Below are 25,384 nucleotides of genomic sequence, written 5' to 3' on the forward strand. Positions count from 1 at the left end.
CTGGCAGGACCGCAGATCGGATTGCGCCTGTTCGCGGAGCGAGAAACCTTGTCGCGCAGCATCGGGCTTGCCCACCTCATCCGTCATAATGACGGCACCTCGACCGGTGTCTGGGGCATCTATACACTGCAGAGCGCGTTCCAGCCGATCTTCGCCTTCAAGGAGGGCAAGCTTTCGGTCGCCGCTTTCGAGGGGCTGATCCGGCCGTTCCGCGACGGCGAGCCGCAGTCGCCGGGGACATTTTTCGGTACCTGCCCGGCGGCCGACCGGCTGCATATCGAGGCGCTGACGCGCACTCTGCATCTTCTGAACGCCGGCGCTTGCCTACCACAAGAGGCGTCCATCTTCGTCAATTTCGATCCGTCGGTCTTCACGGATCGCAGCATCGCCGACAAGGCCCTGCGCGACATGCGGCTGGTGCTGCACGAAGCCGGCATCGATCCGCGCCGTATCGTCTGCGAGGTCACCGAGCAGAAATCGGCCTCGCAGGAAACACTCTACGATTTTGTCGAGGCGCTGAGGGCCAACGGCTTCCGCATCGCGGTGGACGACTATGGCGCCGATGAATCCGACATCAACCGGATCAAGGAACTCAAACCAGACATCGTCAAGTTCGACGCGCATTGGATCACCCATCTGATGGAGTCCGGCGCCGGCTTCGCCTTGCTGATGGCGATGGTGCAGAGCTTCGAGAACCAGGGCATCCGCACCGTCTTCGAAGGCATCGAGGAAGGCTGGCAACTGGAGCTTGCCGAGAGGTCCGGCGCCTCCATGGTGCAGGGCTATGTGCTTGCCCGGCCGGAACTTGCCCCCACCAGCTTTCGCGTTTTCAGCAAGGGCACGCAGCAGCCTTCGACCGGAGACAGCAAGGCATCGGCCGCCCCAAGCCCGGCGGCGCCAACGCCGCACGGACGGCCGGCAAGGGTGTTCGGGCGCAAGGTCACGCCATGAGCGGACAACCAGACAGGCGGCGCAACGTCGCCGAGGCGATCTTCGCCGACGAGATCGGCCTCCAGTTCGGCGTTTATGGCGAGTTCCGGCTGTGGAGCGCCTATCAGCCGATTTTCGCGCCGGAGGGCAGGGTGCTCAGAGCCGTCGCCGTCGAGGGGCTGATCGAGCCGCGCCGCGTCGCGCAGCCGGTAGCCTCTTCGGTCTTCTTCGGCGGCATTCCCGCGCCCGACCTTCTGTTCGTCGAAACGATGTGCCGGATGCTGCATCTCGGCAATTATCGCAACATCGGCGTCGAGGGATTGACGCTGTTCTTCAACTATAATCCGACCATCAACGACCATCTCGGACGGGCGCTCGCCGAGATCCGGCTGATGACCAGGCATCTCGACGATCTGGAGCTTGAGCCCAGCCTGCTGGTCTGCGAGATCACGGAGCAGGCAGCCGATGACCAGGTTCTTGCCAGCCTGGTGCGCGAAATGCGGCGCGATGGCATCCGCATCGCCATCGACGATTTCGGCACGGGGCATTCGACCGAGGCGCGCATCGATCTGCTTGCGCCCGACATCGTCAAGATCGATGGCGCCTGGTTTGGCGAGCTCTGCCGCCATGCCGCGGCCGAACGCTTCTTCCGGCCGTTGGTGGCGACGCTGCACGAGCGCGGCGCCAAAGTGCTGGTCGAGGGCATCGAGAACGCACAGCATTTGCGCGTCGCGCTCGAGGGCGGCGTCGACCTTTTGCAGGGTTTCCATCTCGCCCGTCCGGCCCTCGCCGGCACGATCTTCAAGGAAGAACCGCTTTCCGTCGACGCGCTGCTCGGCGCCGGCAACAAGGTCGTGCCCCTGCACCAGCATCGCTGATGCCGACCAAGGAAAACGCATCAGCATCGCTGATGCGGGACTCCAAAGGACGCATCAGCGATGCTGATGTTTCGTCTCAAAAACAAATCACTGGATGGGACCTAGCCGCGCGCGTTAGAGCGTTCCCAGGAGACTCGAGAGGGCAAGAGGCATGATCCTTTACGACATGGCCGACAGCGGCAATTGCTACAAGCCGCGGCTGTTAATGGCGAAGCTCGGCATCCCCTTCACCCGGGTCGAGGTGAGCTCGCATACCGGCGAGACGCGCAAGCCCGACTATGTCGCCAAGAATCCGAATGCGATGGTGCCGATGCTCGAGCTCGACGACGGCAGGCGCATCGCCGAGAGCAATGCCATCCTGCTCTACCTCGCCGAAGGCACGCGCTTCCTGCCGGCCGACAAATATGAGCGGGCGTTGGCTTACCAATGGCTGTTCTTCGAGCAATACAGCCATGAGCCCTATATCGCGGTGCGCAAGGCGCTTTTGACTTTCCCGGAGCGGGCGAAGGACGCGACGGCGGAACGATTGGCGCAGACGCTGGAACGCGGCAACAAGGCGCTCGGCGTGATGAACAGCCACCTGCAGCAAAACGCGTTCTTCGCCGGCAGCGCCTACAGCGTCGCCGACATCGCTTTATATGCCTATACCCACACCGCCGAGATGGGCGGCTTCCAGCTGGACGCCTATCCGGCGGTCGCCGCCTGGCTGAAGCGGGTCGAGGCGGACAAGGGGCATGTGCCGATCGAGTGGAAGGAATGATCTAGCGTCTGCTAGCCGCTTTCGCTGGAGCACAAGCGCGAGGGCTATTTGATAAGTCGATCATATTCGGCATGGGTGCCGATCCAGATCCAGTCAAAACCATCACTGCTTTCAAGGGCCAAGGCCCGGTAATTGTCGTCTATTCTCGCCGACCAAAGCTCTCCCACCTTCTTGAAATGGAGGGATGGATGTCGCGGATTGGTCTTCATCAAAATGAAATTCTTGTCGGCCACGCGGCGAGCGGCCTTTGGCAAAGAATTGTATTTTGTCCAGAAGCTAGCGGTGGCTCTGTGCCTCACAGGTCACGCAGTTTGCCGGCGGCTATTTCGGCACGTGCGTCTGCCACCAGCTTATCCAGCCGGCCCGATTTTGCGTCGGCCTCGATCTTCCGGTCCCATAAATCAGCCTGCAGCGCTTCGAACCATGCGGCGAACGCTTTAAGCTCATCTGGGCTGAGCTCCGCGACGGATTTTTCGATCTGTTCGAGTTTGGTCATGCATCAAAGGTAGCATTGATGGGCCAAAAGTGCCATCCGCGGGCTGCTGGGCCCGGACAACAACCCACCCAAAAATCCGGACAACAAAAAAGGCGGGCAATGCCCGCCTTCCTCTGCCGGTAGCCTGATCGGGAGCGTCTGGTCCGGGCTGGCAGCTATCTGCTGTTCCAGCTTGTCGGGTCTTTTCGCTCCGGCGCGCTTCTCGCGCGACCGTCAGTACATCCGTGACTTGCCGCGCGCCCCGAACCTTCGTCCGGCGCGCGCCTTTGCTTAGCCGCATTTCTGCAACGCCAAGCGATTCCGCTTGGCTGCAAAATGCTTAAGCCAAATCAGGCTGCCTTGCTCAGAGACCCAGCAGCGGACTTGCCGGTGCGGCGGTCCTGCTCGATCTCGAAGTTGATTTTCTGGCCTTCAGCGAGGCTGGTCATGCCAGCGCGCTCGACAGCGGAGATGTGGACGAAAACGTCCGCGCCGCCATTGTCAGGCTGGATGAAGCCGTAGCCCTTGGTGGCGTTGAACCACTTGACCGTACCAGTTGCCATGTAAAATGCCCTTCCACATTTGCTTTCGTTTGACCAGACCCGAAGTCCGGCCGGTGGTATCGAAATTTTGGAGACGTCAGCAAACGCGAGGGATCGCGAGGCCCGATCGATCGGCCAAATTCAATGGCCCGCATATAGGACAGTTTGCGAAGGAATACAAGACGGGTTGCAGGCGCGCTGCTCGCGGTTGCACGGAAGTTTTGACAGCGGCCGCGCGTTGTGGAGGGATGAGATGCTTGCCGTTCCATGGAGAGGAACCATGAAGACCGTTTTGCTTGCCGCCTGCTTCCTGCTGCTGGCCGCCGAGGCGCAGGCGGTGTCGCGCTACGATCCGACGCGCATGAGCTGCGACCGGGTGCAGGCGACGATCGCGAGACAGGGCGCCGTCATCCTGCGCTACCAGTCGACGCGCGTGCCGGGGCTGCCGCTTTACGACCGCTACGTGCGCGACGAGCGCTTCTGCAACGCGGGCGAAGTGAGGGCGCGCGCCTATGTGCCGAGCGCCGACACCAGGTCCTGCATGGTCTATGTCTGCAAGCGTCCGGATTTCGACCGGCGCTTCCGCCGTCGGTTCCTGCAAGACTAAAGCGCATCGCGTCGAAACGGATTCACGCGACGCGCTTTAGCTCGTTGCTTGATGCATGTCGTTATCGCAAAACCGAGGTCACTTTTGCGCGACATGCATTAGAGCGGTTCGGCGTTTCACGGAAACGCCGAACCGCTCTATCTTCTTTGTCTGACGCAATTCCGGACGGAACGCCACGGCGCAGCCGCCGAGCCCAACCGCTATGCATTTTTCCTGGAATTGCTCTGTGTTCTCAGAACCCGAACGAGGCCTGCACGGCCGGCGGCGGGCCGACGCGCACGCCTTCCATGGCCAGCATCTTTTCCTTGGTGGCCGAGCCGCCCGGCGCGGAGAAGCCGCCGATCTTACCGCCAGCGGCCAGGATGCGATGGCACGGAATGACCAGCGGGACCGGGTTGGCGCCAAGCGCCGCGCCCGTTTCGCGCGGAAGGCCGGCATGGCCGGCGCGTTTGGCCAGTTCGCCGTAGGTGGTGGTCTCGCCGAAGCGGAGCGTGCGCGCCGCTTCATAAATGGCGAGGCGGAAATCGTCGACGCCGTCGAGATCGACCGGCACGCCGGAGAAGTCGACGTCCTCGCCGGCCGCATAGGCCTTGATCGAGGCGATCAGATCGACCACCCAGGACGGCTGGTCTGTCGAGGCTGAGACGCCGGGGTGGCGAAGCAGCCGGCGCTCGACCGCTTCGCGGCTGCGCTCTGGCAGGCAAAGCCGGATCAGGCCCTTCTCGCTCCATGCGATGCCCATGAAGCCGATCACTGTTTCTAACACTGCGTGGCCGGCCGTGATCTGGGATGTGGGTTTCATGACGTATTCCTTCCGCAAAACAGCGAAAAACGAGTACATATCCAGAACAATATGGCACTTCCGCTCTGTTGTCGCCACCCGAAAACCGCTTGGTGGCCCCGATTGCCGGGTGTGAATCGCTGGTGTAAGGACTTCTTAACAACCGACAAACCGGACCCGTACGGCTTGCCCGCTAAAATCATAATCACCGCGCTCGGCGTGCTCGTTGCCGCTGCTGGTCTGAGCGGTTGCACCTCGACCTCGCAGATGAAGGCCGCGCCCGCGCTTGCGGAAGCCTCGACGCCTGCCGTCGCGGACGACACGCCGACCCTTGCGCTGCCCGAGAAGGTCGCCGTATTGCCGGAGCCTTCCGGCCTTGCGCAGGTGCAGACCGCGGCGCTCACAGGCGATGCCGTCGCCATGGCCACGACGCCTGGCGCGCCCGCGACGCAAAGCGCGCTGGCGACGCAAAGCGCGCTTTTGCCGCCGCCTGTCCAGCCTGGCGCACCTCAGTCCGGTGTTACGCAGGCGCAACCCGCGGCTTTCGCTGGTTCGACGCCGCTCGTCGGCCAGTTTCCGCCGCCCCCGGTGCTGACCGCCGGCGGCTCGCCGACCGGCCCGGGATCCATCAGCCGAGCGGCGGTCTATACGACCGCGGGCGTCGCCATGCCGGTCACCGGCCAGTCGGCGAAAGTCGCTCCGATGCCCGGCGTCCAGCAGGTCGCCTATGTGGCGCCGGAAAATCCGGCGCTGCTTGCGGCACCTGGCCAACCCGAGCAGCACGCCAGCGGCCCGCGCGGCGAGATCGAACGGCTGATCGAGAAATATTCTGCGATCTATGAAGTGCCGATCGACCTGGTACGCCATGTCGTCAATCGTGAAAGCACCTTCAACCCGAAAGCCTATAATCACGGCCATTGGGGACTGATGCAGATCAAGCACGCGACGGCGCGCGGCATGGGCTATGACGGACCGGCGACCGGCCTGTTCGATGCCGAGACCAATCTCAAATACGCGGTGAAATATCTGCGGGGCGCCTGGCTGGTTTCGGGCGGCAACGCCAAGCGGGCCGACACGCTCTACCAGACTGGCTATTATTACGACGCCAAGCGCAAGGGCTTGCTCGAGGCGACGGGCCTTGGCGTCGACCGCAAGCGCCGCCGCCTGCAACCCGACGCCTGAGCCGACGGGTCAGGTCGCGCGCGGCGTTCGAGACAGCGCCATGCATGAAAACACGACGCCCCGCCCGCCGGCTGCCAACGACATCCGCCTGCGCAAGCTGTTCGACGATACGCTCGCTCCGCCGCACTGGCCGGAGGGTTTCGTCATGCGCGCGTTCGAGCAGCGGGATGCGCCGGCTTTGCACGCGCTGCTGGAAGAGGTGTTCGATGACGGCGCCGACGGACCGTTCGACGAATGGTGGCCGCGCATTGCCGGCGATGCGGAGTTCGATCCCGCTCTCTGTTTCCTGGCGATCGACGGCAAGGGCCTGCTGGCGGGCGCGGCGCTTTGCTGGACGTCCGGTTTCGTCAAGGACCTCGCCGTCCATCCGGAATCGAGACGGCAGGGCCTCGGCGAGGCGCTGATGCGGCAGGTGTTCCTGACGTTTCGCGAGCGCGGGGCGACGCATGTCGATCTCAAGACCAATAGTGTGAAGAACACCACGGCCTTCCGGCTCTACGAACGGCTCGGCATGATCCCGGTCGGCTGGGAAGGCTGACGCGCAAAGCGCGGCGGGCCGGATTGGAGGCTCCCGGCGCGGCGTTGCAATCACCTGCGCGCGTGAGCATTGTGAACGGCTTCACATAGGCTGACGTTAGGGCATGCTAATTCGTCGTCGTGCCGGGCGGCCGATCGGCGGATCGACGCGGGCAAGGCGTCGGAGGAGGCTGTGCCGGCATGCGTCAGCCACTCCCAGGCGGGCTCCGGGGCGGGGGTTTCGGAGCCCGTCCGCTTTCGCGCGAAGCGAGGTGGACGGAACGGGCCACCGACGCGGTCAAGCCAACCGAGATCGGCTTCACCAACCCGCCGGCCCGGTCGGCACGCACAAGCGCGGGAACCCTAAGCGGCGTGGCGCATTCAACGCAGGGGCCTTGATGAGCCGCGACCTGCGCGTCGCCGGTCGCGCAGGGAGGTCCGCAACCCCGTGAAACTTGCTTTAGCATTCCTGGCCGCCGGCATCATGCTTGGCGCTGTTCAAGCGCGAGCCGTGGAGCTGTCGATCGTGTCGGGCGATACCGGTAACGGCATCAAGGTGCTGCGCGAGATACTCGATCGTTACCAGAAGAAGAGCGGCAACAAGGTCGACATCGTCATCATTCCGCCTTCGACCACCGACCAGTTCGGCCAATACCGGCTCTGGCTCGCCGCCGGCAGCAGCGATATCGACGTCTACCAGACCGACGTGATCTGGGCGCCGCAGCTTGCCAGCCAGCTGCTCGACCTGACCGAGGCGACCAGGGATGTGGTGGGTGAGCATTTCCCGTCGATCATCAGGTCGCAGACGGTCAACGGCAGGCTGGTCGCCCTGCCGATCTTCACCGATGCGCCGGCGCTCTACTACCGCAAGGATCTGCTCGACAAATATGGCGCCAAGGTGCCGACCACCTGGAAGGAGCTCGCCGATACTGCGAAGCTTGTGATGAACAAGGAGCGGGCGGCCGGCAACAAGGACATCTGGGGCTTCGTCTTCCAGGGCAACGCCTATGAGGGGCTGACCTGCAACGCGCTCGAATGGGTGATGTCGAATGGCGGCGGCGGGATCATCGAGCCGGACGGCACGATCTCCATCGACAACCCCAAGGCTGCGGCCGCGCTCGACATGGTCAAGGGCTGGATCGGCACCATCGCGCCGCCGGGCGTGCTCGCCTATCAGGAGGAGGAAGCGCGCGGCGTCTGGCAGACCGGCAATGCCGTCTTCATGCGAAACTGGCCCTATGCCTATGCGCTCGGCAACAGCGAGAATTCGCCGATCAAGGGCAAGTTCGACGTGGCGCCGCTGCCGGCCGGCGAAGGCGGGCGGCCGGTGGCAACGCTGGGCGGCTGGAACCTTGCGGTCTCCAAATATTCGAAACATCCGGACGCTGCGATCGAGCTGGTCAAGTTCATCGCTTCGCGCGAGATGCAGAAATACCGGACGCTCAAAACATCCAACCTGCCGACCATCGCAGCGCTCTATGACGACCCCGACATCGCCAGGCAGCAGCCGATCGTGCCGCGCTGGAAACCGATCTTCCTCGACGCTCAGCCGCGTCCCTCGGCAACCGCCAGGATCAAATACAACGAGGCATCCAGCCAGTTCTGGACTGCCGTGCACGACACGATCTCCGGCCAAGGCACCGCCGCCGACAATCTGGCCGATCTCGCGGCGAGGCTGACCAGGCTGAAAGGCAAGGGCTGGTGAGCGCGGCAAGACGATCGCCGCTGATGCGCCGGCGCGTGCGCACGGCATGGATGTTTCTCGCGCCGATGCTATTGGTGCTCGCCGCCGTCGCCGGCTGGCCGTTCCTGCGCACGGTCTATTACAGCTTCACCGATGCTTCGCTGGCCGACTTGGACGCGCGGCAATGGATCGGCTTCGACAATTACTTTTCGGTGCTGCGTCTGCCGAGCGGCCGCCTGCTCTATGACGGGCTGCTTGTCGATCCGGTCTGGTGGCGCGCGGTGTGGAACACGGTGCGCTTTGCCGTGGTTTCGGTGGCCTGCGAGACGGTGCTGGGCATGATCGTGGCGCTTGCGCTCAACGCCGAATTCCCGGGACGTGGGATCGTGCGGGCGGCGATCCTCATTCCCTGGGCGATCCCGACCATCGTCTCGGCCAAGATGTGGCAGTGGATGCTCAACGACCAGTTCGGCATCATCAATGCCGCGCTTCTCTATCTCGGCCTGATCCACGCCAAGATCGCCTGGACCGCCAGCGCCGACACAGCGATGATCGCCGTGCTGATCGTCGACATCTGGAAGACGACGCCGTTCATGGCGCTGCTGATCCTGGCGGCCCTGCAGATGCTGCCGCGCGAGATCCTCGAGGTGGCCAGGCTCGACGGCGCCAGCCCTTGGCAGATCTTCTGGCGGGTGACCTTGCCGCTCATCCGCCCGGCGGTGATGGTGGCGGTGATCTTCCGCGCGCTCGACGCGCTGCGCATCTTCGACCTGATCTATGTGCTGACGCCCAACAACGTGCAGACCAAGTCGATGTCGATCTTCGCGCGCGAGAACCTGTTCGAGTTCGACAAGTTCGCCTATGGCTCCGCCGCCTCGACGCTGCTTTTCCTGATCATCGGCCTGCTCACCATCGCCTATATCCGGATCGGCCGGCTGAGCCTGGACGGAGGCCGCTGACATGAGGTTGCTGAAGCGCGCCGGCTTCTACCTGCTGCTTCTGGCGATCGTCTTCGTCGCGGTGTTTCCGTTCTACTACGCCATCGTCACCAGCCTGAAATCGGGAACCGAGTTGTTCCAGGCAGGTCTCTGGCCGAAATCGTTCAGCCTTGCCAATTACCGCAACGTGCTGACCGAGGGCCCTTTCCTGCGCAATCTCGTCAATTCGCTGATCGTCTCCGGCGCGGTCGTGGCGATCTCGCTGCTTCTCGGCGTCACCGCAGCCTACGCGCTGGCGCGCATACGCTTCCGCGGGCGCTCGGCGCTGATGCTTGCCATACTATCGGTGTCGATGTTTCCGCAGGTCGCGGCACTGGCCGGGCTGTTCGAGATCATCCGGGCGCTGCACCTCTACAATTCGCTCTTGGCGCTCATCCTGTCCTACATGATCTTCACCTTGCCGTTCACGGTATGGGTGCTCACGACCTTCGTGCGCGAGCTGCCGGTCGAGATCGAGGAAGCGGCGATCCTCGACGGCGCCGGGCCATGGACCATCCTGACGCGCATCTTCCTGCCGCTGATGTGGCCGGCGCTCGCCACCACCGGCCTGCTCGCCTTCATCAGCGCCTGGAACGAGTTCCTGTTCGCGCTCACCTTCACCTCAACGAACACGCAGCGCACCGTGCCGGTGGCGATCGCGCTGCTCTCCGGCAACTCGCAGTTCGAGATCCCGTGGGGCAACATCATGGCCGCCTCGGTGATCGTCACCGTGCCGCTGGTGGCGCTGGTGCTGGTCTTCCAGCGCCGCATCGTGTCCGGCCTCACCGCCGGTGGGGTGAAGGGCTGACGCGGCGCGGTCTCAGGCCGCCTGGCGGGCGAAACAGCCGACGCAGGACCGAGGACGGCGGGCCGGTGGGCGCTTCTTTCCACGCAACCGCGGGGCCGATGCCGCGTTGGGGATGGCGGAGGGGCTGTTTCGGATCGGAGATTTGAGATGAAAACGCTGCTGCCCCTGGTCGCCGTCGCGCTTCTTGCCGGCGCGCCCGCCGCGTTCGCCCAGTCGGACAATTCAGACGCCGCGGGACCGATGGTGACCGAGAACAAGGTCGACACCCAGACCTTTGTCGCGACCGTGCCCAACGCCAACGCATTCGAGATCCAGTCGAGCAAGCTGGCCGAGGAAAAGTCGCCCTCGTCCGACGTCAAGGCTTTCGCCGCGCAGATGATCAAGGACCACACCAAGGCCGGCGAGGAGTTTAAAGCCGCACTCAGCCAGGGTCAGACGACGGCTTCGATCAAGCCTGCCGCGCCGGGACTGCAGCCCAAGGAGCAGCAGATGCTCGACGAATTGAAGGCTGCGAGCGGCAAGGACTTCGACACCAAATACATCACGATGCAGACCGACGCGCACAAGGACGCGGTCGCGCTGTTTTCCACCTATGCCAATTCAGGCGACGACCCGGCGATGAAGGAGTTCGCCAAGAAGACGCTGCCGGTGCTGAAGATGCACGAGAAGCATGCGAAGGAACTGGCGGTCGCGCATCAGGGGTGAGGGCGGCGGGAGGCTGATCGGTCAACGGTGGCGCCCTACGGCGCCCCCCTCTGTCCTGCCGGACATCTCCCCCACAGGTGGGGAGATTAGCAGCTTGAGCGCCCCGCCCATCCTGCAACCCTGGTGGACAGAGGGGGCGCGGTAGAGCGCTACGCTGGCATTCAATCTAAAGCACGATAAGCTTCAAAACCAAGGTGTGGCGCAGCCCCCTCATCCGGTCGCTACGCGGCCACCTTCTCCCCCGAGGGGAGAAGAGAAAGTGCCGGCGCCAAAAGCCTCCTCTCCCCGCCGGGGAGAGGTCAGCCGAGCGAAGCGGAGGCTGGGTGAGGGGCCTGGCGCTGACCTGCAAACAAGGGGTGGACCACCATGAACAAGGAAGTCATCGAAGTGCCGGTAATGTCGGCCAAAGTACGGGCGCTCGGCCTGCCGTGCTCGACGGCGGTGAAGGCCAACGGCTTCGTGTTCATCTCGGCGACGCCGCCGGTCGACATGGTGACCGGCGAGATGGTGCGCGGCGACATCGAGGTCCAGACCGAGGCGTCGCTGAAGGCGCTGAAACACTGCCTGGAAGCGGCCGGCACCTCGCTGGACAAGGTGGTGATGGTGCGCATCTACGCCGTCAATTCCGGCCTCTACAACGCCATCAACCGGATCTATGCGCGGTATTTTGCGACCAACCCGCCGGCGCGGAGTTTCGTGCCGGTGGCGTCGTGGCAGTTCGATATCGAGAATGAGTGCGTGGCGGTGGCGTGAGAGCCCTGAATCATGGGCAGGTGCAGCACCCGCAGATAAGTCAAATTAGAAACTCATAAGGTTTTAAGCTAACGGTCTTCTTGTGAGGGATTATCAAAACATATTCACCCTCTGCCGGCTCGCCGATGTGAACATGCCAATATTGGCTAGTTTTTGTTTTTGAAGCGTGAAGATCAATTAGAAGTCTATTTACAACCAATCTAGGGATGGAAAACGCAATTTTTAAATCTAGGCAGCCGAGCACGAAATATCCATCCGACGCGTCTCTCAGAAAGTCATCCCATTTTGGATGGTATGCGTACCAATACGGTGTTCGGCCATCGTATCTTTTCGATATTGTGCACGCTATCCGCTTTTTCCCGTCAGCGTTTTGATACATTGCCTGACTTGTTTGTATCAAGGTATCACCAAGCCGGGAGGACATCGCAGTTACGATTTCTCGCCTCTTTTGAATGAGTGCTTGAGTTCTAATTCGATCCGGCGAGCTGGAATTGTTGGTGAACTTGGCGCCTTTAGTAACGGCGCCGCTGAAATTGGCGTTTCCGATATTCGCTTTTGTGAAATCGCAGCCCGTGAAATCAAATCCTCTCAATTTGCAATTTGAAAAATCCATGCCTTCAAAATTAGCAAAACGAAAATCCGATGCTGGATCGAGGCCCGATATCCTCACCAACTCTACAAAGTTGTCGGTATCGGCTGAATGAACCTTCGCCAAAACCTCGTCTAGTTCCACCACCATTATAAATCCGTCTCACAGAGAGGCTGGTTTCGTTCACATATCGATGCTCGCAACAAGAGCCTTATAATTCCAAATTTATTCCCAGATGAGAATGAGCCATCCATCCGCTTGAATAGAAGGGCGTCGTACGGGATTTCGAACGAGACGGAAACTTTTGGCTTAGGCCCGTTGGGCTCGGCTCTGCAGAACCGGTCGTGTTTGATAAGTGTTCCAAGCAGCGGTCTTTGCCCCAGTTCAGAGGTAAGACTCCAAGCTGGCTTCACCTCATTTCCATGCGCCAAAATCGACTTGTTTGTCGTGGAAAATCGTGACGTCTTTACACCTGTTTTTTTGATTGATCCCGAACGAGATGATTTTACGCCTCCACTTGGGGCGGACGCAGAGATAGATGCCGTCCATTCATTGTCTACACCTTTGTTGGTTTCGGTAGTCTCCGAAATCTCGTGGGCGACCTCTATGTCTCCCAAAGTTATGGCGTCAAAAGCCCAATCCTCTTCTGGAAGAGAACAATCTTCTGTGTGAAAATGAAGGACTATGCGGCTCACGGCATAACGAATAGTAGGGAAATGCCAGCCGATCTTGGCCTCCCCGGCGCGAACCGTGAGACCTAAAGTCTTTCCAACCTTATTTGTAGGTGAAAGAGCAAGTTTCGCACTGACCAAGGCCTTCGAACTGTCCACGGAAAAATCCCGACTCCGCCGCTATGTACTGAAATTAGCAAGCGTCGGTTCAATCCGCAAATAGTTGAAATACTTGTTGGCTATGGTCTCTTGGTCGGAGCTCGGCTGACGGCTTAGCGTTGCCATGCGTGCCAAAGCTCACGCTGCCTACGGCCTGTCGGAACTCTGAAAGGCAGAGTTAATCGCTTAGGCAAAATACTCCTGCAGCGGCCTCACCTCCAGGTTCCCCGCCCGCAGCGCCGCAATCGCCTCCGCCACCGCCGCAGCACCGGATAGCGTCGTGTAATACGGCACCTTCTGCATCAGCGTTGCCCGCCGCAACGACTTCGAGTCCGACACGGCCTTCTGGCCGTCCGTCGTGTTGAAGACGATCTGGACCTGGCGGTTGCGGATGGCGTCCTCGATGTGGGGGCGGCCTTCCAGCACCTTGTTGATCTTTTCGGCCGTCACGCCGTTCTCGGCGAGGAAGCGGGCGGTGCCGGAGGTGGCGAGCACTTTGAAGCCTTGGCCGGCAAGGCGTTTCACCGCCGGAAGGATGCCCTTCTTGTCCTCGTCGCGCACCGAGACGAACAGCGTGCCGGAGCGCGGCAGGTCGACGCCCGCCCCTAACTGGCTCTTGGCGAAGGCGAGCGCGAAATCGCGGTCGAGGCCCATGACCTCGCCGGTCGAGCGCATTTCCGGGCCGAGCAGGATGTCGACGCCGGGGAAGCGGGCGAAGGGGAAGACGGCTTCCTTGACCGCGATATGACCGGGATTGCGCGGATCGGGCATCGCGCCATAGTGCGCGAAGGCGTTTTCCAGCGTCTCGCCGGCCATGATGCGCGCCGCGATTTTTGCAATCGGACGCCCGATGGTCTTGGCGACGAAGGGCACGGTGCGCGAGGCGCGGGGGTTCACCTCCAGCACATAGACCGTGCCGTCCTTGATGGCGTATTGCACATTCATCAGGCCGCCGACGTTCAGCGCGCGCGCCAAGGCGGCCGTCTGCCGCTCCAACTCATCGACGAGGTCGGAGGGCAGCGAGTGAACGGGGAGCGAGCAGGCCGAGTCGCCCGAATGGATGCCGGCTTCCTCGATATGCTCCAGGATGCCGGAAACGAAGGTCGCCTTGCCGTCGCAGAGGCAATCGACGTCGACCTCGATGGCGCCGGAGAGATAGGTGTCGAACAGCAGCGGGTTCTTGCCCAGCAGCGTGTTGATCTGGCCGGTCTTGTCGTTGGGGTATTTCTGCTTGATGTCCTCCGGCACCAGGCCGGGCACGGTGTCGAGCAGATAGGTCTGCAGCATGCCCTCGTCATGGATGATCTGCATGGCGCGGCCGCCGAGCACATAGGACGGGCGCACCACCAGCGGGAAGCCGAGCTCGCCGGCGACGAGGCGGGCCTGCTCGACCGAATAGGCGATGCCGTTCTTGGGCTGGGTGAGGTTGAGCTTGTGCAGCAGCTTCTGGAAGCGGTCGCGGTCTTCGGCCAGGTCGATCATGTCGGGCGAGGTGCCGAGGATCGGGATGCCGGCCTTCTCCAGCGCGTCGGCGAGCTTCAGCGGCGTCTGGCCGCCGAACTGGACGATGACGCCGACGAGCTCGCCCGAGGCCTGCTCGGCGCGCAGGATCTCCAGCACGTCCTCCGCCGTCAGCGGATCGAAATAGAGGCGGTCGGAGGTGTCGTAGTCGGTCGAGACCGTCTCCGGGTTGCAGTTGATCATGATCGCTTCATAGCCGGCGTCGCGCAGCGCGAAGGCGGCATGGCAGCAGCAATAGTCGAACTCGATGCCCTGGCCGATACGGTTCGGGCCGCCGCCGAGGATGACGACCTTCTTGCGCGACGACACGCGCGCCTCGTTGGCGGGCTCGCCGACGAAGGGCACTTCATAGGTCGAGTACATGTAGGCGGTCGGCGAGGCGAACTCGGCGGCGCAGGTGTCGATGCGCTTGTAAACCGGGTGAACGTCGAGCTTTTGCCTAGCCTTCTGAATCACTTCGGCGTCGGTCTTCGTCAGCGATCCGAGGCGGGCGTCGGAAAAACCCATGGCCTTCAGCATGCGCAGATTGACGGCGTCCTGCGGCAGGCCGTGCTCGCGGACACGTTCCTCCATGGCGATGATGCCGGCGATCTGCTCGAGGAACCACGGATCGATCTTGCACATGGCGTGCACGTCTTCCAGCGAGGTGCCCATGCGGATCGCCTGCGCCACCATGCGCAGCCGGTCCGGCGTCGGGGTGCCAAGCGCGGCGCGGATCGCGTTGCGGTCGTCGGCGTGGCTGGCTGGCGCGCTACCGTGACCGAGGCCGGGGATTTCGATCTCGTCCAATCCGGTCAGGCCGGTTTCCAGACCACGCAGCGCCTTCTGCAGCGATTCCTGGAAGGTGCGGCCGATGGCCATCACTTCGCCCACCGACTTCATGGCGGTGGTCAGCACCGGCTCGGCGCCGGGGAATTTCTCGAAGGCAAAGCGCGGGATCTTCGTCACCACGTAGTCGATGGTCGGCTCGAAGGAAGCGGGCGTCGCGCCGCCGGTGATGTCGTTCTCCAGCTCGTCCAGCGTGTAGCCGACGGCAAGCTTGGCCGCGACCTTGGCGATCGGGAAGCCGGTGGCCTTGGAGGCAAGCGCCGATGAGCGCGAGACGCGCGGGTTCATCTCGATGACGACCAGCCGGCCATCGGCCGGGTTGACGGCGAACTGCACGTTGGAGCCGCCAGTCTCGACGCCGATCTCGCGCAGCACCGCGATCGAGGCGTTGCGCATCATCTGGTATTCCTTGTCGGTCAGCGTCAGCGCTGGCGCGACGGTGATGGAGTCGCCGGTGTGAACGCCCATCGGATCCAGGTTCTCGATCGAGCAGATGATGATGCAATTGTCCGCCTTGTCGCGGACGACCTCCATCTCATACTCCTTCCAGCCGAGCACGCTCTCCTCGATCAGCACCTCGGTGGTCGGCGAGGCGTCGAGGCCGGACTGGACGATGTCGTAGAATTCGGCGCGGTTGTAGGCGATGCCGCCGCCGGTGCCGCCCATGGTGAAGGAGGGGCGGATGATGGCCGGCAGGCCGACATGGTCCAGCGCCTGCGCGGCGATCGCCATGCCGTGGCTGATATAGCGCTGCTTGCGGTCGCCTTCGCCGAGGTTCCAGCGGGTTTCCAGCGCATCGAGCGCGGCATCGAGGTTTTCCGGGTTCTCCGCCTTCAGCGCGGCACGCTCGGCCTCATGCGTCTTGCGGTCGGCGTTCTTGACGTCGGTGGCGTTGGCCAGCATCGACTTCGGCGTTTCGAGGCCGATCTTGCTCATCGCCTCACGGAACAGCGCGCGGTCCTCGGCCTTGTCGATGGCGTGCGCGTCGGCGCCGATCATCTCGACCTGATAGCGCTCGAGCACGCCCATGCGGCGCAGCGACAGCGCCGTGTTGAGCGCCGTCTGGCCGCCCATGGTCGGCAGCAGCGCGTCGGGCCGCTCCTTGGCGATGATCTTGGCCACCACTTCGGGCGTGATCGGCTCGATATAGGTGGCGTCGGCCAGTTCCGGATCGGTCATGATGGTGGCCGGATTGGAGTTGACCAGGATGACGCGGAAACCCTCTTCCTTCAGCGCCTTGCAGGCCTGGGTGCCGGAATAGTCGAATTCGCAAGCCTGGCCGATGACGATGGGGCCGGCCCCGATGATCAGGATCGACTTGATGTCGGTGCGTCTTGGCATATTCGAAAATCCGTTCGGCGAGCGGCTTGCACGAAAAACCGGGCGGGGAGGACCCGGCCGGTTGTGCTTGCGATTCTGGTATCAGGCTAGGAGGGCCTTATAGGGAAGAGTTTTGGCGGATGTAACCCTGAAAATGAGGGAATAGGCAGTAGGCAGTAGGCAGTAGGCAGTAGGCAGTAGGCAGTAGGGAGACGCTCTTGATTGCCCTACTGCCTATTCCCTACTGCCTAACCCCTAATTCCCCAACGCCAGCTGGTCCGTGATCTCGAAGCGTTCGGAAACGCCGATGCGGATCATGTTGAGGCTGCCTTCGCGCGTGAAACGGAATTCGTCCGGCGAGTCCGAGCCGCTCGGCTTGCCGCCATGGAAGGTGATGACGCGGCTGCCGCCATCCGGCCAGGTCACCGTCACGGTTCTGTCGGCGCCTGTGTGCGCGACGCTGATCTCGCAACGGATCATTGGCTGGCCGACATCGCGAGCGCAGGGGATGCTGGCGTCTGGGGCATCGGACCCGGCGCTGGCCGAGGCTGCGAAGGCGAGACCATATGCGTCCTGCATGGCGGTCCTGCCGATCTCGGCTGCAGACGGCGGCTCGGCCGGCTCCCCGCCGCCCAGGCGCGCCGCTATATCCGGCTGCGGCTCCCCGGAAGGTTGAGGCGCAACGGCCGCGACTGCTGGCGCGGCGGCGTCTTCAGGCACCGGCGCAGGGTTGTTGGGGCTGAGATAGCGGGCGGGCGCCCATCCGACGATATGCGCATCCTGCGTATCCTCAACCTTGCACCAGGGATAGCCGTTGATGACATTGCAGCCGAAATTCTTGACGGCCGTGCCGTTGGGCAGCCGCGCCGCCACCCTTCCACCCGGCGAGGCGGTGGCGCGGATATTGAGGAGATCATCCGGTGCGAGGCCGCCGATAATCGAAATGATCGGTCCCGGCGGATCCTGAGCCATGGCCGGCAACGCGGCCAGCAGCAAAGGAGCGGCGATCAGCAGTGTCGATCGGAGCGTGACTTTGCGCTTCATCTTTTAACTGCAAGTTCCAAGGCGCGACCAGATATAGGCGGCGAGGCTGCCGAATGTCATCCTGAATTTAGCGGCGATTGTGAGGCCCGAGCCACGCGCAAATGTGTCGCTCAGGCCGAAACCTCGACTTCAGCGGTGCCGACTGCCGGCAAAGCAGGATCGCCCTCAGCCGCGGCAATCACGCTGTCGAGCAGGCCGGGGAAACGCCTGTCAAGATCGTCACGGCGCAATGTGATCAGCCGGCTGGTGCCGACCGCTTCGCTGCGGGTGACGCCCGCCTCGCGCAGCTTGGCGAGGTGGTAGCTGAGATTGGTCTTGGAGGCGAGGTCGAGGAACTTGCTGCAGTTCAGCGGCACGCCTTCCTTGCTCGCCAGATAGCGCACGATGGCAAGCCGGGTCGGGTCGCCGAGCACGGCAAGGACGATCGGCAGGCTGATCTGGTCGGCGGTTGGATGGGGCAGGGTCATGGCTCAGAATTAAGCACAAACAGCACGAACTTCAACGCGGCTTCCTTTCTGCCGATGGACATAGCCTCTCCATTTTGGCCCCGGTCCTGACACAGGGCTGTCAGCAGGGTTCAGCTATTTTTGTCCCGGCTCGGTTGACATCATGCCCTGTTATGTCCAATTGTTCAATAACTTTTGAACTAAGGACAACTCCCCATGGACAAGCGGATCTTCTGGCTTGCGCTCGGATCGTTTGCGATCTCGACCGAAGGCTTCGTCATCTCGAGCCTTCTTCCCGATATCGCCACTGACGCCGGCATATCCGTGCCGCTCGCCGGCTCGCTGATCACCGCCTTCGCGCTCGCCTATGCGATCGGCGCGCCGGTGCTGGCGACGCTGACCGGCGAATGGGACCGGCGCCGTGTCATCCTGTGGACGCTGGTGTTCTTCGTCATCGGCAACATCGTTGCCGCGCTCAGTTCGTCCTTCGAGTTGCTTTTGATCGCGCGCATCGTCATGGCGCTGTCGTCCGGCCTGTTCGCGGCGACCGCGCAAGGGACCGCCGTGGCGCTGGTCGACGACCATCACCGGGCGCGCGCCATCGCCGTCGTCGTCGGCGGCACCACGGTGGCCGTGGCGGTCGGCGCGCCGCTCGGCGCGCTGGTCGCGGCGATCGCCGGCTGGCGCGGCACCTTCTTCGCCATCGCCGGGCTCGGCGCGCTGTCCGGCGCGATCCTGTGGTGGCGGCTGCCGCGCGGCATCGTCGGCACCAGGCTGCCGCTGAAGCGCAGGCTGGCGGCGGCTGTGCGTCCCGGCGTGATGCCGATCCTTCTGACGACGGCGCTTGCGCTTGTCGGCGCCTTTACCGTCTTCAGCTTCATCGCGCCCTTGGCCATAGAAAGCGGCGGGCTCTCGCCGATCGCGCTGCCGGGCATGCTGCTCGCCTTCGGCGTCGGCGCCGTCATAGGCAACATCGCCGGCGGGCAGGCGGCCGACCGCTTCGGCGCCACCCGCACCGTCGCCTGGTCGCTGGCGCTCTCCGCCGCGATGCTCGCCACCTTCTCGCTGATCCCGGCCTTCCTGCCGCATCATCTCGCCGGACCGGCGCTGATGGCCATGATGGTGCCATGGGGCATCGTCGGCTGGGCTTTTCCGCCGGCGCAGGCGAGCCGCATCATCAAGCTAGCGCCCGACGCCGCGCCCATTGTTTTGTCACTCAACGCCTCGGCGCTCTACTTCGGCGTCGCGCTGGGCGCCGTGGTCGGCGCCGCCGTGCTGCGCTTCGGCGTCCCGGCCGACCTCGGCCTGATCGCGGCGGTGTTCCCGATTATTGGTCTGGGCATCGTGCTCGCCGGCCGGATGTTGGCCCGGCCGGTGGCGATGCCAGCCGAATAAGAGGTGCCGATATTCAGGTGAGCCCAGCCCGACCTGGATCTCGGCACCTCTTCAAAAGTCAAAGAAATGACCGGCGGCTGCTTCTTCAGAGTGAAGGAGCGGCCGTCGGCAGTTCCAGATCGAGATCGGCCACGGCGTCCAGCGCCGCGCGCAGCTTCGCCGCTTGCTCCGCGCCGACCTTGTCCTCGAATTGCCGCTGCGCGACGCTCCAGAGCTTGAGCGCCTCATCGAGCTTGGCCTGGCCTTGCCGCGTCAGCCGCAAACGCTTGACGCGGCGGTCGTTCGTGTCCGCAAAAGTCTCGACATAGCCGTCGCGGATCAGCGGCTTCAGCGTGTGGCCGAGCGCCGACAGGTCCATGATCAGGGCGTCGGCCACGGTGCTCATCGCAGGCTCGTTGCTGACATGGATCTGAAAGAGCAGTCCGAACTGCGTGCCCTTCAGGCCCGAAGGCGCCAGCGCGTCGTCATAGAAGCGGCCGAGGCTGCGCGCGGCGCGGCGCAGCGTGGCGTTGTTGCAGCGGCTGAATCCGGGTTGTTGAGCATCGGTCATGTTCACTCCTGCCGGCGAGGCGACGCGCCGGCCTGCCGCAGAAATAGTTTTCGCGGCCGCCGTTGACAAGATAGTGGCATATACCTACTTCTGCGAAAGTGGCATATGCCACTAATTGAAATCAGAGGCTCAGCGGATGACGTGATCATCGACGCCGGACCAAGCGAAGCGAACAAAGGAACAGGACTATGAGCATGAAGGACAACAAGGGCACGGCTGTCATCACCGGCGGGTCGTCGGGCATCGGCGCGGTCTATGCCGACAGGCTGGCAGGGCAGGGCTACGACCTGGTGCTGGTGGCGCGGCGCGCCGACCGGCTGCAGGAAGTGGCGGACAAGCTGGCCTATGCCTATGGGCGCAAGGTCAAGACGATCGTCGCCGATCTCTCCGTCGATGCCGATCTGCGCCGCGTCGAACAGACGGTCGCGACGGACGATAGCGTGACGCTGCTGATCAACAATGCCGGCGTGGCCGGCCTGGAGACGATTGCCGACGCCGACGCCGACACGGCGGAGCGCATGATCAAGGTCAATGTCGTGGCGCTGACCAGGCTGACCAGGGCGGTCTTGCCGGGCCTGCTTGCGCGCAACCGCGGTGCCATCATCAACATCGCCTCGGTCGTCGCCTATGGCATTGCCGTCGGCGGCATCTACAGCGGCACCAAGGCCTATGTCGCCAACTTCACCGAAGCGCTGCAGAAGGAAGTCGCCGGCACCAATGTGAAGGTGCAGTCCGTCGTGCCCGGACCGATCCGCACCGAGTTGTGGGACGTCTCCGGCATCAGCCTCGACAGGATCAATCCGGACTGGATCATGAGTGCCGAAGATCTGGTCGATGCGGCACTTGCCGGGTTCGCCCAGGGCGAGACCGTCACCGCGCCCGGCCTTGCCGATGCGGCCGGGCTGGCCACCTATCTCGGTGCCCGGGACCAGTTCTTCGGCAGCCTGTTCTCAGGCAAGCCGGCGGCGCGCTACGCCGTCTGAAGTTCCTCGCCCCACGAAGTGGGGAGAGGTGGCCGCGGAGTGGCCGGAGAGGGGCTTTCGTAGGGCGATCCCGTCACCGGATAATTGGCAACCTTGGGCGCCAGTTCCTCTCTCCGTCTCGGCTTCGCCGAGCCACCTCTCCCCCACTCTGGTGGGGCGAGGAATGAGCGTTCATACCGGCCGCCACATTTGCAGGATCGAGGCGGCCAGCAGCAGGCCCAGCACGATGTTGAGCATACGCCACTGGCGCTCGGTCTTGAGCTGGCGGGCAAGCAGGGTTCCCGCCACGCACCACAGCGACAGCGAAAAGGCCGCTGCCAAGCCGAACACGGCGCCGAGCAGGAGCGCCAGCTGTAAGGGACCATCGGCCAGCGCCGCGAAGGATGCGGCCGCGCCCAGTCCCATCGCCCAACCTTTCGGGTTCATCCACTGGATGCCGGCGCCGCCGAAGAAGCTGTTTGGCCTGGCCATGCTGATGTCGAGGTTGGGAGGACCGCTGCGGCCGATCTTGATGGCCAGCCAGATCAGATAGAGTGAGCCGGCGATCTTCATGGCAAGCTGCAAGGACGGCACCGCGGCGAGCAGACCGGCCAGCCCGGCAGCGCCCGCAGCCGCCACGGTAGCCAAACCGGCGGCGCTGCCGGCCATCAGAGGCACGGAACGGCGGAAGCCGAATTGCGCGCCGGACGCCGTCGACAATGTCGTGGCGATGCCTGGCGTCGAGGTCGATATCAGCGCGAACAGGACCAGCGGGATGATGGTGTCGGACATGCGGGCTTCCCAGTCGAGGAAGCCCGCATGCTTAGGCGCTTCGTAACATCAGTAAATGCAATGTTTCATATGGTTTGCATTAGAGATTATAATGCAAGTCATGATCCGCGATCTCGACATGACTCTCATCCGCACCTTCGTCACGACGGCCGACAAGGCCAGCATGACAGCGGCGGCCAATGCGCTTCACCTGACGCAAGGCGCCGTCAGCCAGCAGGTCAAGCGGCTTGAAGAGGTGCTCGGTCAGAGCCTGTTCGAGCGTGATCGCCGCGGCCTCAAGCTGACGCGATCCGGCGAGCGGCTGCTCGACAGGGCCAGGCGCCTGCTGCAGCTCAACGACGAGATCCTTGCCGAAATCAGGGGCAGGGCGGTTGCCGGGCAGGTGCGGATCGGCGTGCCTTACGATCTCGTCGGCACGCTGCTCGCGCCCGCGCTGAAGGCCTATGCCGAAGCCTATCCGCAGGTGGAGATTTCGCTGGTTTGCGCGTCCTCGCCGGAACTCGCGGCGGCCCTGGCGGCGGGCACGATCGACCTTGCCGTCATCGAGGAGCGCGTCGGTCCGACCGCCGGCGAATGCCTGCTCGTCGACCGGCTGGTCTGGGTCGGCGCCAGAGGCGGGACGGCACGCCTGAAGCGGCCGCTGCCGGTTTCGATCGTCGCCGACACCTGCGCCTTCCGGCCGGCGGTGCTGGCAGCGCTTGGCGAGCACGGGCTCGATTGGCGCACCGTGTTCGAGAACGGCAACATCGACGCAACGACCGCGACGGTGCGGTCGGATCTTGCCGTGACCACCTGGCTTGCCTCGACGGTTCCGGCCGATCTCGACATCCTGTCCGATGCCGGGCTTCCGGCGCTGCCGAATTTCTCCGTCAACCTGCATATGCCCAAACATGCCACCCAACCGGCCGCGCAGGCTTTTGCCAGCCATATCCGCGAGGGCCTTTCACGCTATCGCCAGGCAGCGTGAACGGCTAGCGCGTTTCACCGTTTCACGGAAACGGCGAACCGCTCTATCTCTTTGTTTCTACGCAATTCCGGACGGAAAACCGCTCACACTTTTCCTGGAATTGCTCTAGGCACCCGGTCAGCCGTTCGACGCGGCCATGGCGACCGCCAACTGCGCGTCGAATGCACGCTTGAAGGCCGGCCGCGCCTCGCCGCGGGCGACATAGGCGGCAACGTTCGGGAATTCGTTCAGCAACCCCGATCGCTGCAGCCGGCGCAGCACGCCTACCATGACGAGGTCTCCGGCGCTGAACGCGCCGTCGAGCCAGTCGCTATCGCCGAGATGGCGGGAGAGCTCGGCCAGCCGCTTGCGGATCCGGTCATCGACCAAAGGCAGGCGCTGGTCGTGCCACGCCGCTTCGCGCTCCAGGATCACGGCTGTCGTGCGATCGAGGATCGGTTGCTCCACGGTGCTGAAGGCTGCGAACATCCAGGCGATCGCGCGCGCCCGCGCGTTCGCATCCTCGGGCATCAGGCCGGGGTGACGAACCGCGATGTGAAGGACGATGGCGCCTGACTCGAACAGAGCGAGATCGCCTTCTTCATAGGTCGGGATGCTGCCGAAGGGGTTGATCGCAAGATGTGCGGGTCGCTTCATCGCATCGAACGAAACAAGGCGAACGTCATAAGGCTGGCCGACTTCCTCGAGCGCCCAGCGCACGTGCATGTCGCGCGCCAGCCCCCTGCCGCCATCGGGCGAGCGTTCAAAGGCGGTAATGGTGGGGATCATCGGCGGCTCCTGACCGTTCAGTCGTCGTGGCGAAGAGAGGCTTCATAAAGCGAATACGCGGCGGGCCCGGCCGCCGCGCGACAGCCTTGTGTTACTTCCAGTTCCTGCGCCGTTCGAGTTCGGCTTTGGAAGGCTCCTGCTGAGCAAACGAGCCCGTGCGGATTTCGCCGGCGCGCTCATAGATCGCTATGATGACGCCGGTGGCGGAAGCTTGCGATTTGACGAGCTTGAACGCCGCCGGCATCGCGCTGTCGCCGAACAGCCGCTTGCCCTTGCCCAGGACCAGCGGGAAGGTCATCAGCCGGATCTCGTCGATCAGCCCGTTGGCGAGCAAGGTCTGGGTCAGATTGCCCGATCCCTGGATGAGCAGGTCCGGTCCGTCTTCCTGCTTGAGTTCCTTAAGCCTGGCAACGATATCGGGCCCGAGCGACTGGGTGTTCTGCCAGGTCAGCGAATCCGGCCGGTGCGTGGCCACATATTTGACCGCGGGGTTGAAGACATCCGCGATCGGATCGTTCTGATACGGCCAGTGCGCGGCGAAGATGTCATAGGTTCTGCGGCCGAGCAGCAAGGCGAAGGGTTTGGAGAACAGTTCCTCCATTGCCGCGCTCCCCACTTCGTCGAAGTAATGGAAGGTCCAGCCGCCGAACTTGAAACCGCCGACCGGATCCTCTTCCGGCCCGCCCGGCGCCTGCATGACGCCGTCGAGGCTTACGAATGTGGCGGCGATGATCTTGCGCATCTGTCTTCTCCGTTTCACGATCCGCGCCGTCAGGGCCGGATTTTGCCTAGAGTGGTTTGACGCAATTCCTGACGGAAAACTGGTTCGCACTTTTCCTGGAATTGCTCTTAGGACGAACGGCAAGGCGCGTTTTCGACAAGGGTTTTAAAATTTCTATCGCGTGCTCTCGGCGCGGACCGTGCGAGATGAGAACCAGACGTCGCCGAATACGGCGGTTGCCGTCCGGTCCGGCGCTTTGTCCTCCCTCAGCCAGATCGACCGGGTGCGCGCGGCGCGCTCGCGGGTCGGTATTTTCGCGGCCGGCTTGGCAATGGAGGCGCCGACGCAAGGTATGAACCAGGAGCCCATGAACGGTCGGCAAACAAAGCCGTTTTCCAGGCGTGTTATGAGGACCGCGAGGCCGACGGTTTCGGACGGGCGCCACGGAAAGATCATGCGGCCGCCGGGCGTCAACGCTTTCAGCCACGCGGCGGGCGGAGCGACGACGCCGGCATTGACGTAGATGACGTCGGACGGCGGCAATGGATTGGCGACGGCATCGGCTTGGACAATTTCGACGTTGCCGTAAGCCGCAAGGTTCGCTTTGGCGCGCGCGGCGAGACCAGCCTCCAACTCGAAGGCGGTGACGCCGCCGCCCGGCTGGACCAGCCTCGCCAGCAATGCCGTGTAATAGCCGGTGCCGGCGCCGATATGGGTGACGTGCTCGCCTGGCTTCGGCCCGACCTTGCCGAGCCACATGGCATGCAGAAGCGGCTCGCCATTGTTGATGCCTTTGTCGGCATCGAGCACGACAAGCACGTTCTGGTAGATATAGGTTGGATCGGCGCTCGGCGTCTCGAACCGGCCCTCGCCGGCAAAAACAGTCCATGGTCCCGGACCCAGGAAAGCCTCGCGCAGCACCGAGGCGAATACCTCCTCGATGCGCGGATCGGACGACCGGGCCTGCGCGGCCATCAGCCTGGCGTAGAATCTGCGGGCTTCGTCCGGTTTGGCCATGGCGCGAAGATAGCGCGGCCGGCGCGAATGTCGCGG

Annotated in this window: 28 protein-coding genes; 14 read left to right on the forward strand and 14 right to left on the reverse strand. The window is 63.4% G+C overall.

Going from position 1 to position 25,384, the window contains the following annotated elements; translation table 11 throughout:
- Positions 1-48 precede the first annotated feature (48 nt).
- The 3 genes from FJ430_RS12815 to FJ430_RS12825 all read left to right on the forward strand — a co-directional run bounded on the left by FJ430_RS12815 (position 49) and on the right by FJ430_RS12825 (position 2,568).
- A complete protein-coding gene (locus tag FJ430_RS12815; protein WP_140703831.1) occupies positions 49-951 on the forward strand; it encodes an EAL domain-containing protein in 903 nt (300 codons plus the stop codon).
- Entirely contained in the window at positions 948-1,808 is an 861-nt protein-coding gene (locus tag FJ430_RS12820; protein ID WP_140653731.1) for an EAL domain-containing protein, read from the forward strand. Before FJ430_RS12815 ends, FJ430_RS12820 begins: the two co-directional genes overlap by 4 nt.
- A 151-nt stretch (positions 1,809-1,959) precedes the next feature.
- Positions 1,960-2,568, forward strand: coding sequence for a glutathione S-transferase family protein (locus FJ430_RS12825; protein ID WP_140703829.1), 609 nt, complete (start codon positions 1,960-1,962; stop codon positions 2,566-2,568).
- 44 nt (positions 2,569-2,612) lie between these two features.
- Here FJ430_RS12825 and FJ430_RS12830 read toward each other — a convergent pair whose 3' ends face one another.
- The 3 genes from FJ430_RS12830 to FJ430_RS12840 form a co-directional block, all read right to left on the reverse strand.
- Positions 2,613-2,801, reverse strand: a complete 189-nt coding sequence (locus FJ430_RS12830; RefSeq protein ID WP_319023008.1) for a hypothetical protein — start codon at positions 2,799-2,801, stop codon at positions 2,613-2,615.
- Positions 2,802-2,863: 62 nt separating this feature from the next.
- Positions 2,864-3,064, reverse strand: a complete 201-nt coding sequence (locus FJ430_RS12835) for a hypothetical protein (RefSeq protein WP_140640750.1) — start codon at positions 3,062-3,064, stop codon at positions 2,864-2,866.
- Between the two features lie 329 nt (positions 3,065-3,393).
- Positions 3,394-3,606 (reverse strand): cold-shock protein, encoded by a 213-nt coding sequence (locus tag FJ430_RS12840; RefSeq protein WP_027168154.1) that lies wholly within the window; start codon positions 3,604-3,606, stop codon positions 3,394-3,396.
- 259 nt (positions 3,607-3,865) lie between these two features.
- On the opposite strand from FJ430_RS12840, the gene FJ430_RS12845 reads away from it, so the two are divergent.
- Positions 3,866-4,192 (forward strand): hypothetical protein, encoded by a 327-nt coding sequence (locus tag FJ430_RS12845; protein ID WP_140703824.1) that lies wholly within the window; start codon positions 3,866-3,868, stop codon positions 4,190-4,192.
- 232 nt (positions 4,193-4,424) lie between these two features.
- Here the strand turns inward: FJ430_RS12845 and FJ430_RS12850 are convergent, their stop codons facing one another.
- Positions 4,425-4,994 (reverse strand): methylated-DNA--[protein]-cysteine S-methyltransferase, encoded by a 570-nt coding sequence (locus FJ430_RS12850; RefSeq protein ID WP_140703822.1) that lies wholly within the window; start codon positions 4,992-4,994, stop codon positions 4,425-4,427.
- Between the two features lie 165 nt (positions 4,995-5,159).
- Here FJ430_RS12850 and FJ430_RS12855 point away from each other — a divergent pair, with 165 nt between their 5' ends.
- The 7 genes from FJ430_RS12855 (at position 5,160) to FJ430_RS12885 (ending at position 11,598) form a co-directional block, all read left to right on the forward strand.
- Positions 5,160-6,155: a lytic transglycosylase domain-containing protein gene (locus tag FJ430_RS12855; protein ID WP_140703820.1), complete on the forward strand. Its 996-nt coding sequence runs from the start codon at positions 5,160-5,162 to the stop codon at positions 6,153-6,155.
- Positions 6,156-6,195: 40 nt separating this feature from the next.
- Positions 6,196-6,693 carry a GNAT family N-acetyltransferase gene (locus FJ430_RS12860; protein WP_140704307.1) on the forward strand — a complete coding sequence of 166 codons (498 nt, stop codon included), beginning with the start codon at positions 6,196-6,198 and terminating at the stop codon, positions 6,691-6,693.
- A 426-nt stretch (positions 6,694-7,119) separates the two neighbouring features.
- Positions 7,120-8,376: an ABC transporter substrate-binding protein gene (locus FJ430_RS12865; protein ID WP_140703817.1), complete on the forward strand. Its 1,257-nt coding sequence runs from the start codon at positions 7,120-7,122 to the stop codon at positions 8,374-8,376.
- A gap of 23 nt (positions 8,377-8,399) precedes the next feature.
- Positions 8,400-9,314 carry a carbohydrate ABC transporter permease gene (locus FJ430_RS12870; protein ID WP_140704303.1) on the forward strand — a complete coding sequence of 305 codons (915 nt, stop codon included), beginning with the start codon at positions 8,400-8,402 and terminating at the stop codon, positions 9,312-9,314.
- A gap of 1 nt (position 9,315) precedes the next feature.
- Positions 9,316-10,140 carry a carbohydrate ABC transporter permease gene (locus FJ430_RS12875; protein ID WP_140703815.1) on the forward strand — a complete coding sequence of 275 codons (825 nt, stop codon included), beginning with the start codon at positions 9,316-9,318 and terminating at the stop codon, positions 10,138-10,140.
- A 147-nt stretch (positions 10,141-10,287) separates the two neighbouring features.
- Complete coding sequence (locus FJ430_RS12880) at positions 10,288-10,845, forward strand: DUF4142 domain-containing protein (RefSeq protein ID WP_140703813.1); 558 nt, start codon at positions 10,288-10,290, stop codon at positions 10,843-10,845.
- 366 nt (positions 10,846-11,211) lie between these two features.
- Positions 11,212-11,598: a Rid family hydrolase gene (locus FJ430_RS12885; protein WP_140703811.1), complete on the forward strand. Its 387-nt coding sequence runs from the start codon at positions 11,212-11,214 to the stop codon at positions 11,596-11,598.
- Positions 11,599-11,638: 40 nt separating this feature from the next.
- Here the strand turns inward: FJ430_RS12885 and FJ430_RS12890 are convergent, their stop codons facing one another.
- The 5 genes from FJ430_RS12890 to FJ430_RS12910 form a co-directional block, all read right to left on the reverse strand.
- The gene (locus FJ430_RS12890) at positions 11,639-12,337 is read right to left on the reverse strand and encodes a pentapeptide repeat-containing protein (protein ID WP_140703809.1); all 699 of its coding nucleotides are present in this window, start codon (positions 12,335-12,337) and stop codon (positions 11,639-11,641) included.
- Positions 12,337-13,017, reverse strand: a complete 681-nt coding sequence (locus tag FJ430_RS12895) for a hypothetical protein (RefSeq protein ID WP_140703806.1) — start codon at positions 13,015-13,017, stop codon at positions 12,337-12,339. Before FJ430_RS12895 ends, FJ430_RS12890 begins: the two co-directional genes overlap by 1 nt.
- A gap of 186 nt (positions 13,018-13,203) precedes the next feature.
- Positions 13,204-16,707, reverse strand: a complete 3,504-nt coding sequence (gene carB / locus FJ430_RS12900) for a carbamoyl-phosphate synthase large subunit (RefSeq protein WP_140703804.1) — start codon at positions 16,705-16,707, stop codon at positions 13,204-13,206.
- 234 nt (positions 16,708-16,941) lie between these two features.
- Complete coding sequence (locus FJ430_RS12905) at positions 16,942-17,730, reverse strand: SH3 domain-containing protein (RefSeq protein WP_140703802.1); 789 nt, start codon at positions 17,728-17,730, stop codon at positions 16,942-16,944.
- A gap of 110 nt (positions 17,731-17,840) precedes the next feature.
- Complete coding sequence (locus FJ430_RS12910; protein ID WP_140640725.1) at positions 17,841-18,197, reverse strand: ArsR/SmtB family transcription factor; 357 nt, start codon at positions 18,195-18,197, stop codon at positions 17,841-17,843.
- 195 nt (positions 18,198-18,392) lie between these two features.
- On the opposite strand from FJ430_RS12910, the gene FJ430_RS12915 reads away from it, so the two are divergent.
- Entirely contained in the window at positions 18,393-19,571 is a 1,179-nt protein-coding gene (locus FJ430_RS12915) for an MFS transporter (protein WP_140703799.1), read from the forward strand.
- A gap of 85 nt (positions 19,572-19,656) precedes the next feature.
- On the opposite strand, the gene FJ430_RS12920 is transcribed toward FJ430_RS12915, so the two are convergent.
- Positions 19,657-20,121 (reverse strand): MarR family winged helix-turn-helix transcriptional regulator, encoded by a 465-nt coding sequence (locus FJ430_RS12920; protein ID WP_140703796.1) that lies wholly within the window; start codon positions 20,119-20,121, stop codon positions 19,657-19,659.
- A 188-nt stretch (positions 20,122-20,309) separates the two neighbouring features.
- Between FJ430_RS12920 and FJ430_RS12925 the strand changes: the two genes are divergently transcribed.
- Entirely contained in the window at positions 20,310-21,104 is a 795-nt protein-coding gene (locus tag FJ430_RS12925; protein ID WP_140703793.1) for an SDR family NAD(P)-dependent oxidoreductase, read from the forward strand.
- Between the two features lie 171 nt (positions 21,105-21,275).
- Here FJ430_RS12925 and FJ430_RS12930 read toward each other — a convergent pair whose 3' ends face one another.
- Positions 21,276-21,875, reverse strand: a complete 600-nt coding sequence (locus FJ430_RS12930) for a LysE family translocator (RefSeq protein WP_140703791.1) — start codon at positions 21,873-21,875, stop codon at positions 21,276-21,278.
- A 100-nt stretch (positions 21,876-21,975) separates the two neighbouring features.
- Here FJ430_RS12930 and FJ430_RS12935 point away from each other — a divergent pair, with 100 nt between their 5' ends.
- A complete protein-coding gene (locus tag FJ430_RS12935) occupies positions 21,976-22,842 on the forward strand; it encodes a LysR family transcriptional regulator (protein WP_140704301.1) in 867 nt (288 codons plus the stop codon).
- Positions 22,843-22,959: 117 nt separating this feature from the next.
- Here FJ430_RS12935 and FJ430_RS12940 read toward each other — a convergent pair whose 3' ends face one another.
- From FJ430_RS12940 to FJ430_RS12950, 3 genes are all read right to left on the reverse strand, one after another.
- The gene (locus FJ430_RS12940) at positions 22,960-23,610 is read right to left on the reverse strand and encodes a glutathione S-transferase family protein (RefSeq protein ID WP_140703789.1); all 651 of its coding nucleotides are present in this window, start codon (positions 23,608-23,610) and stop codon (positions 22,960-22,962) included.
- 91 nt (positions 23,611-23,701) lie between these two features.
- Positions 23,702-24,352 carry a dihydrofolate reductase family protein gene (locus FJ430_RS12945; protein ID WP_140703787.1) on the reverse strand — a complete coding sequence of 217 codons (651 nt, stop codon included), beginning with the start codon at positions 24,350-24,352 and terminating at the stop codon, positions 23,702-23,704.
- 153 nt (positions 24,353-24,505) lie between these two features.
- Positions 24,506-25,348, reverse strand: coding sequence for a protein-L-isoaspartate O-methyltransferase family protein (locus FJ430_RS12950; RefSeq protein WP_140703785.1), 843 nt, complete (start codon positions 25,346-25,348; stop codon positions 24,506-24,508).
- Positions 25,349-25,384 lie beyond the last annotated feature (36 nt).

Origin of the sequence: Mesorhizobium sp. B2-8-5, assembly GCF_006440675.2 — a bacterium.
Taxonomy (GTDB): domain Bacteria; phylum Pseudomonadota; class Alphaproteobacteria; order Rhizobiales; family Rhizobiaceae; genus Mesorhizobium.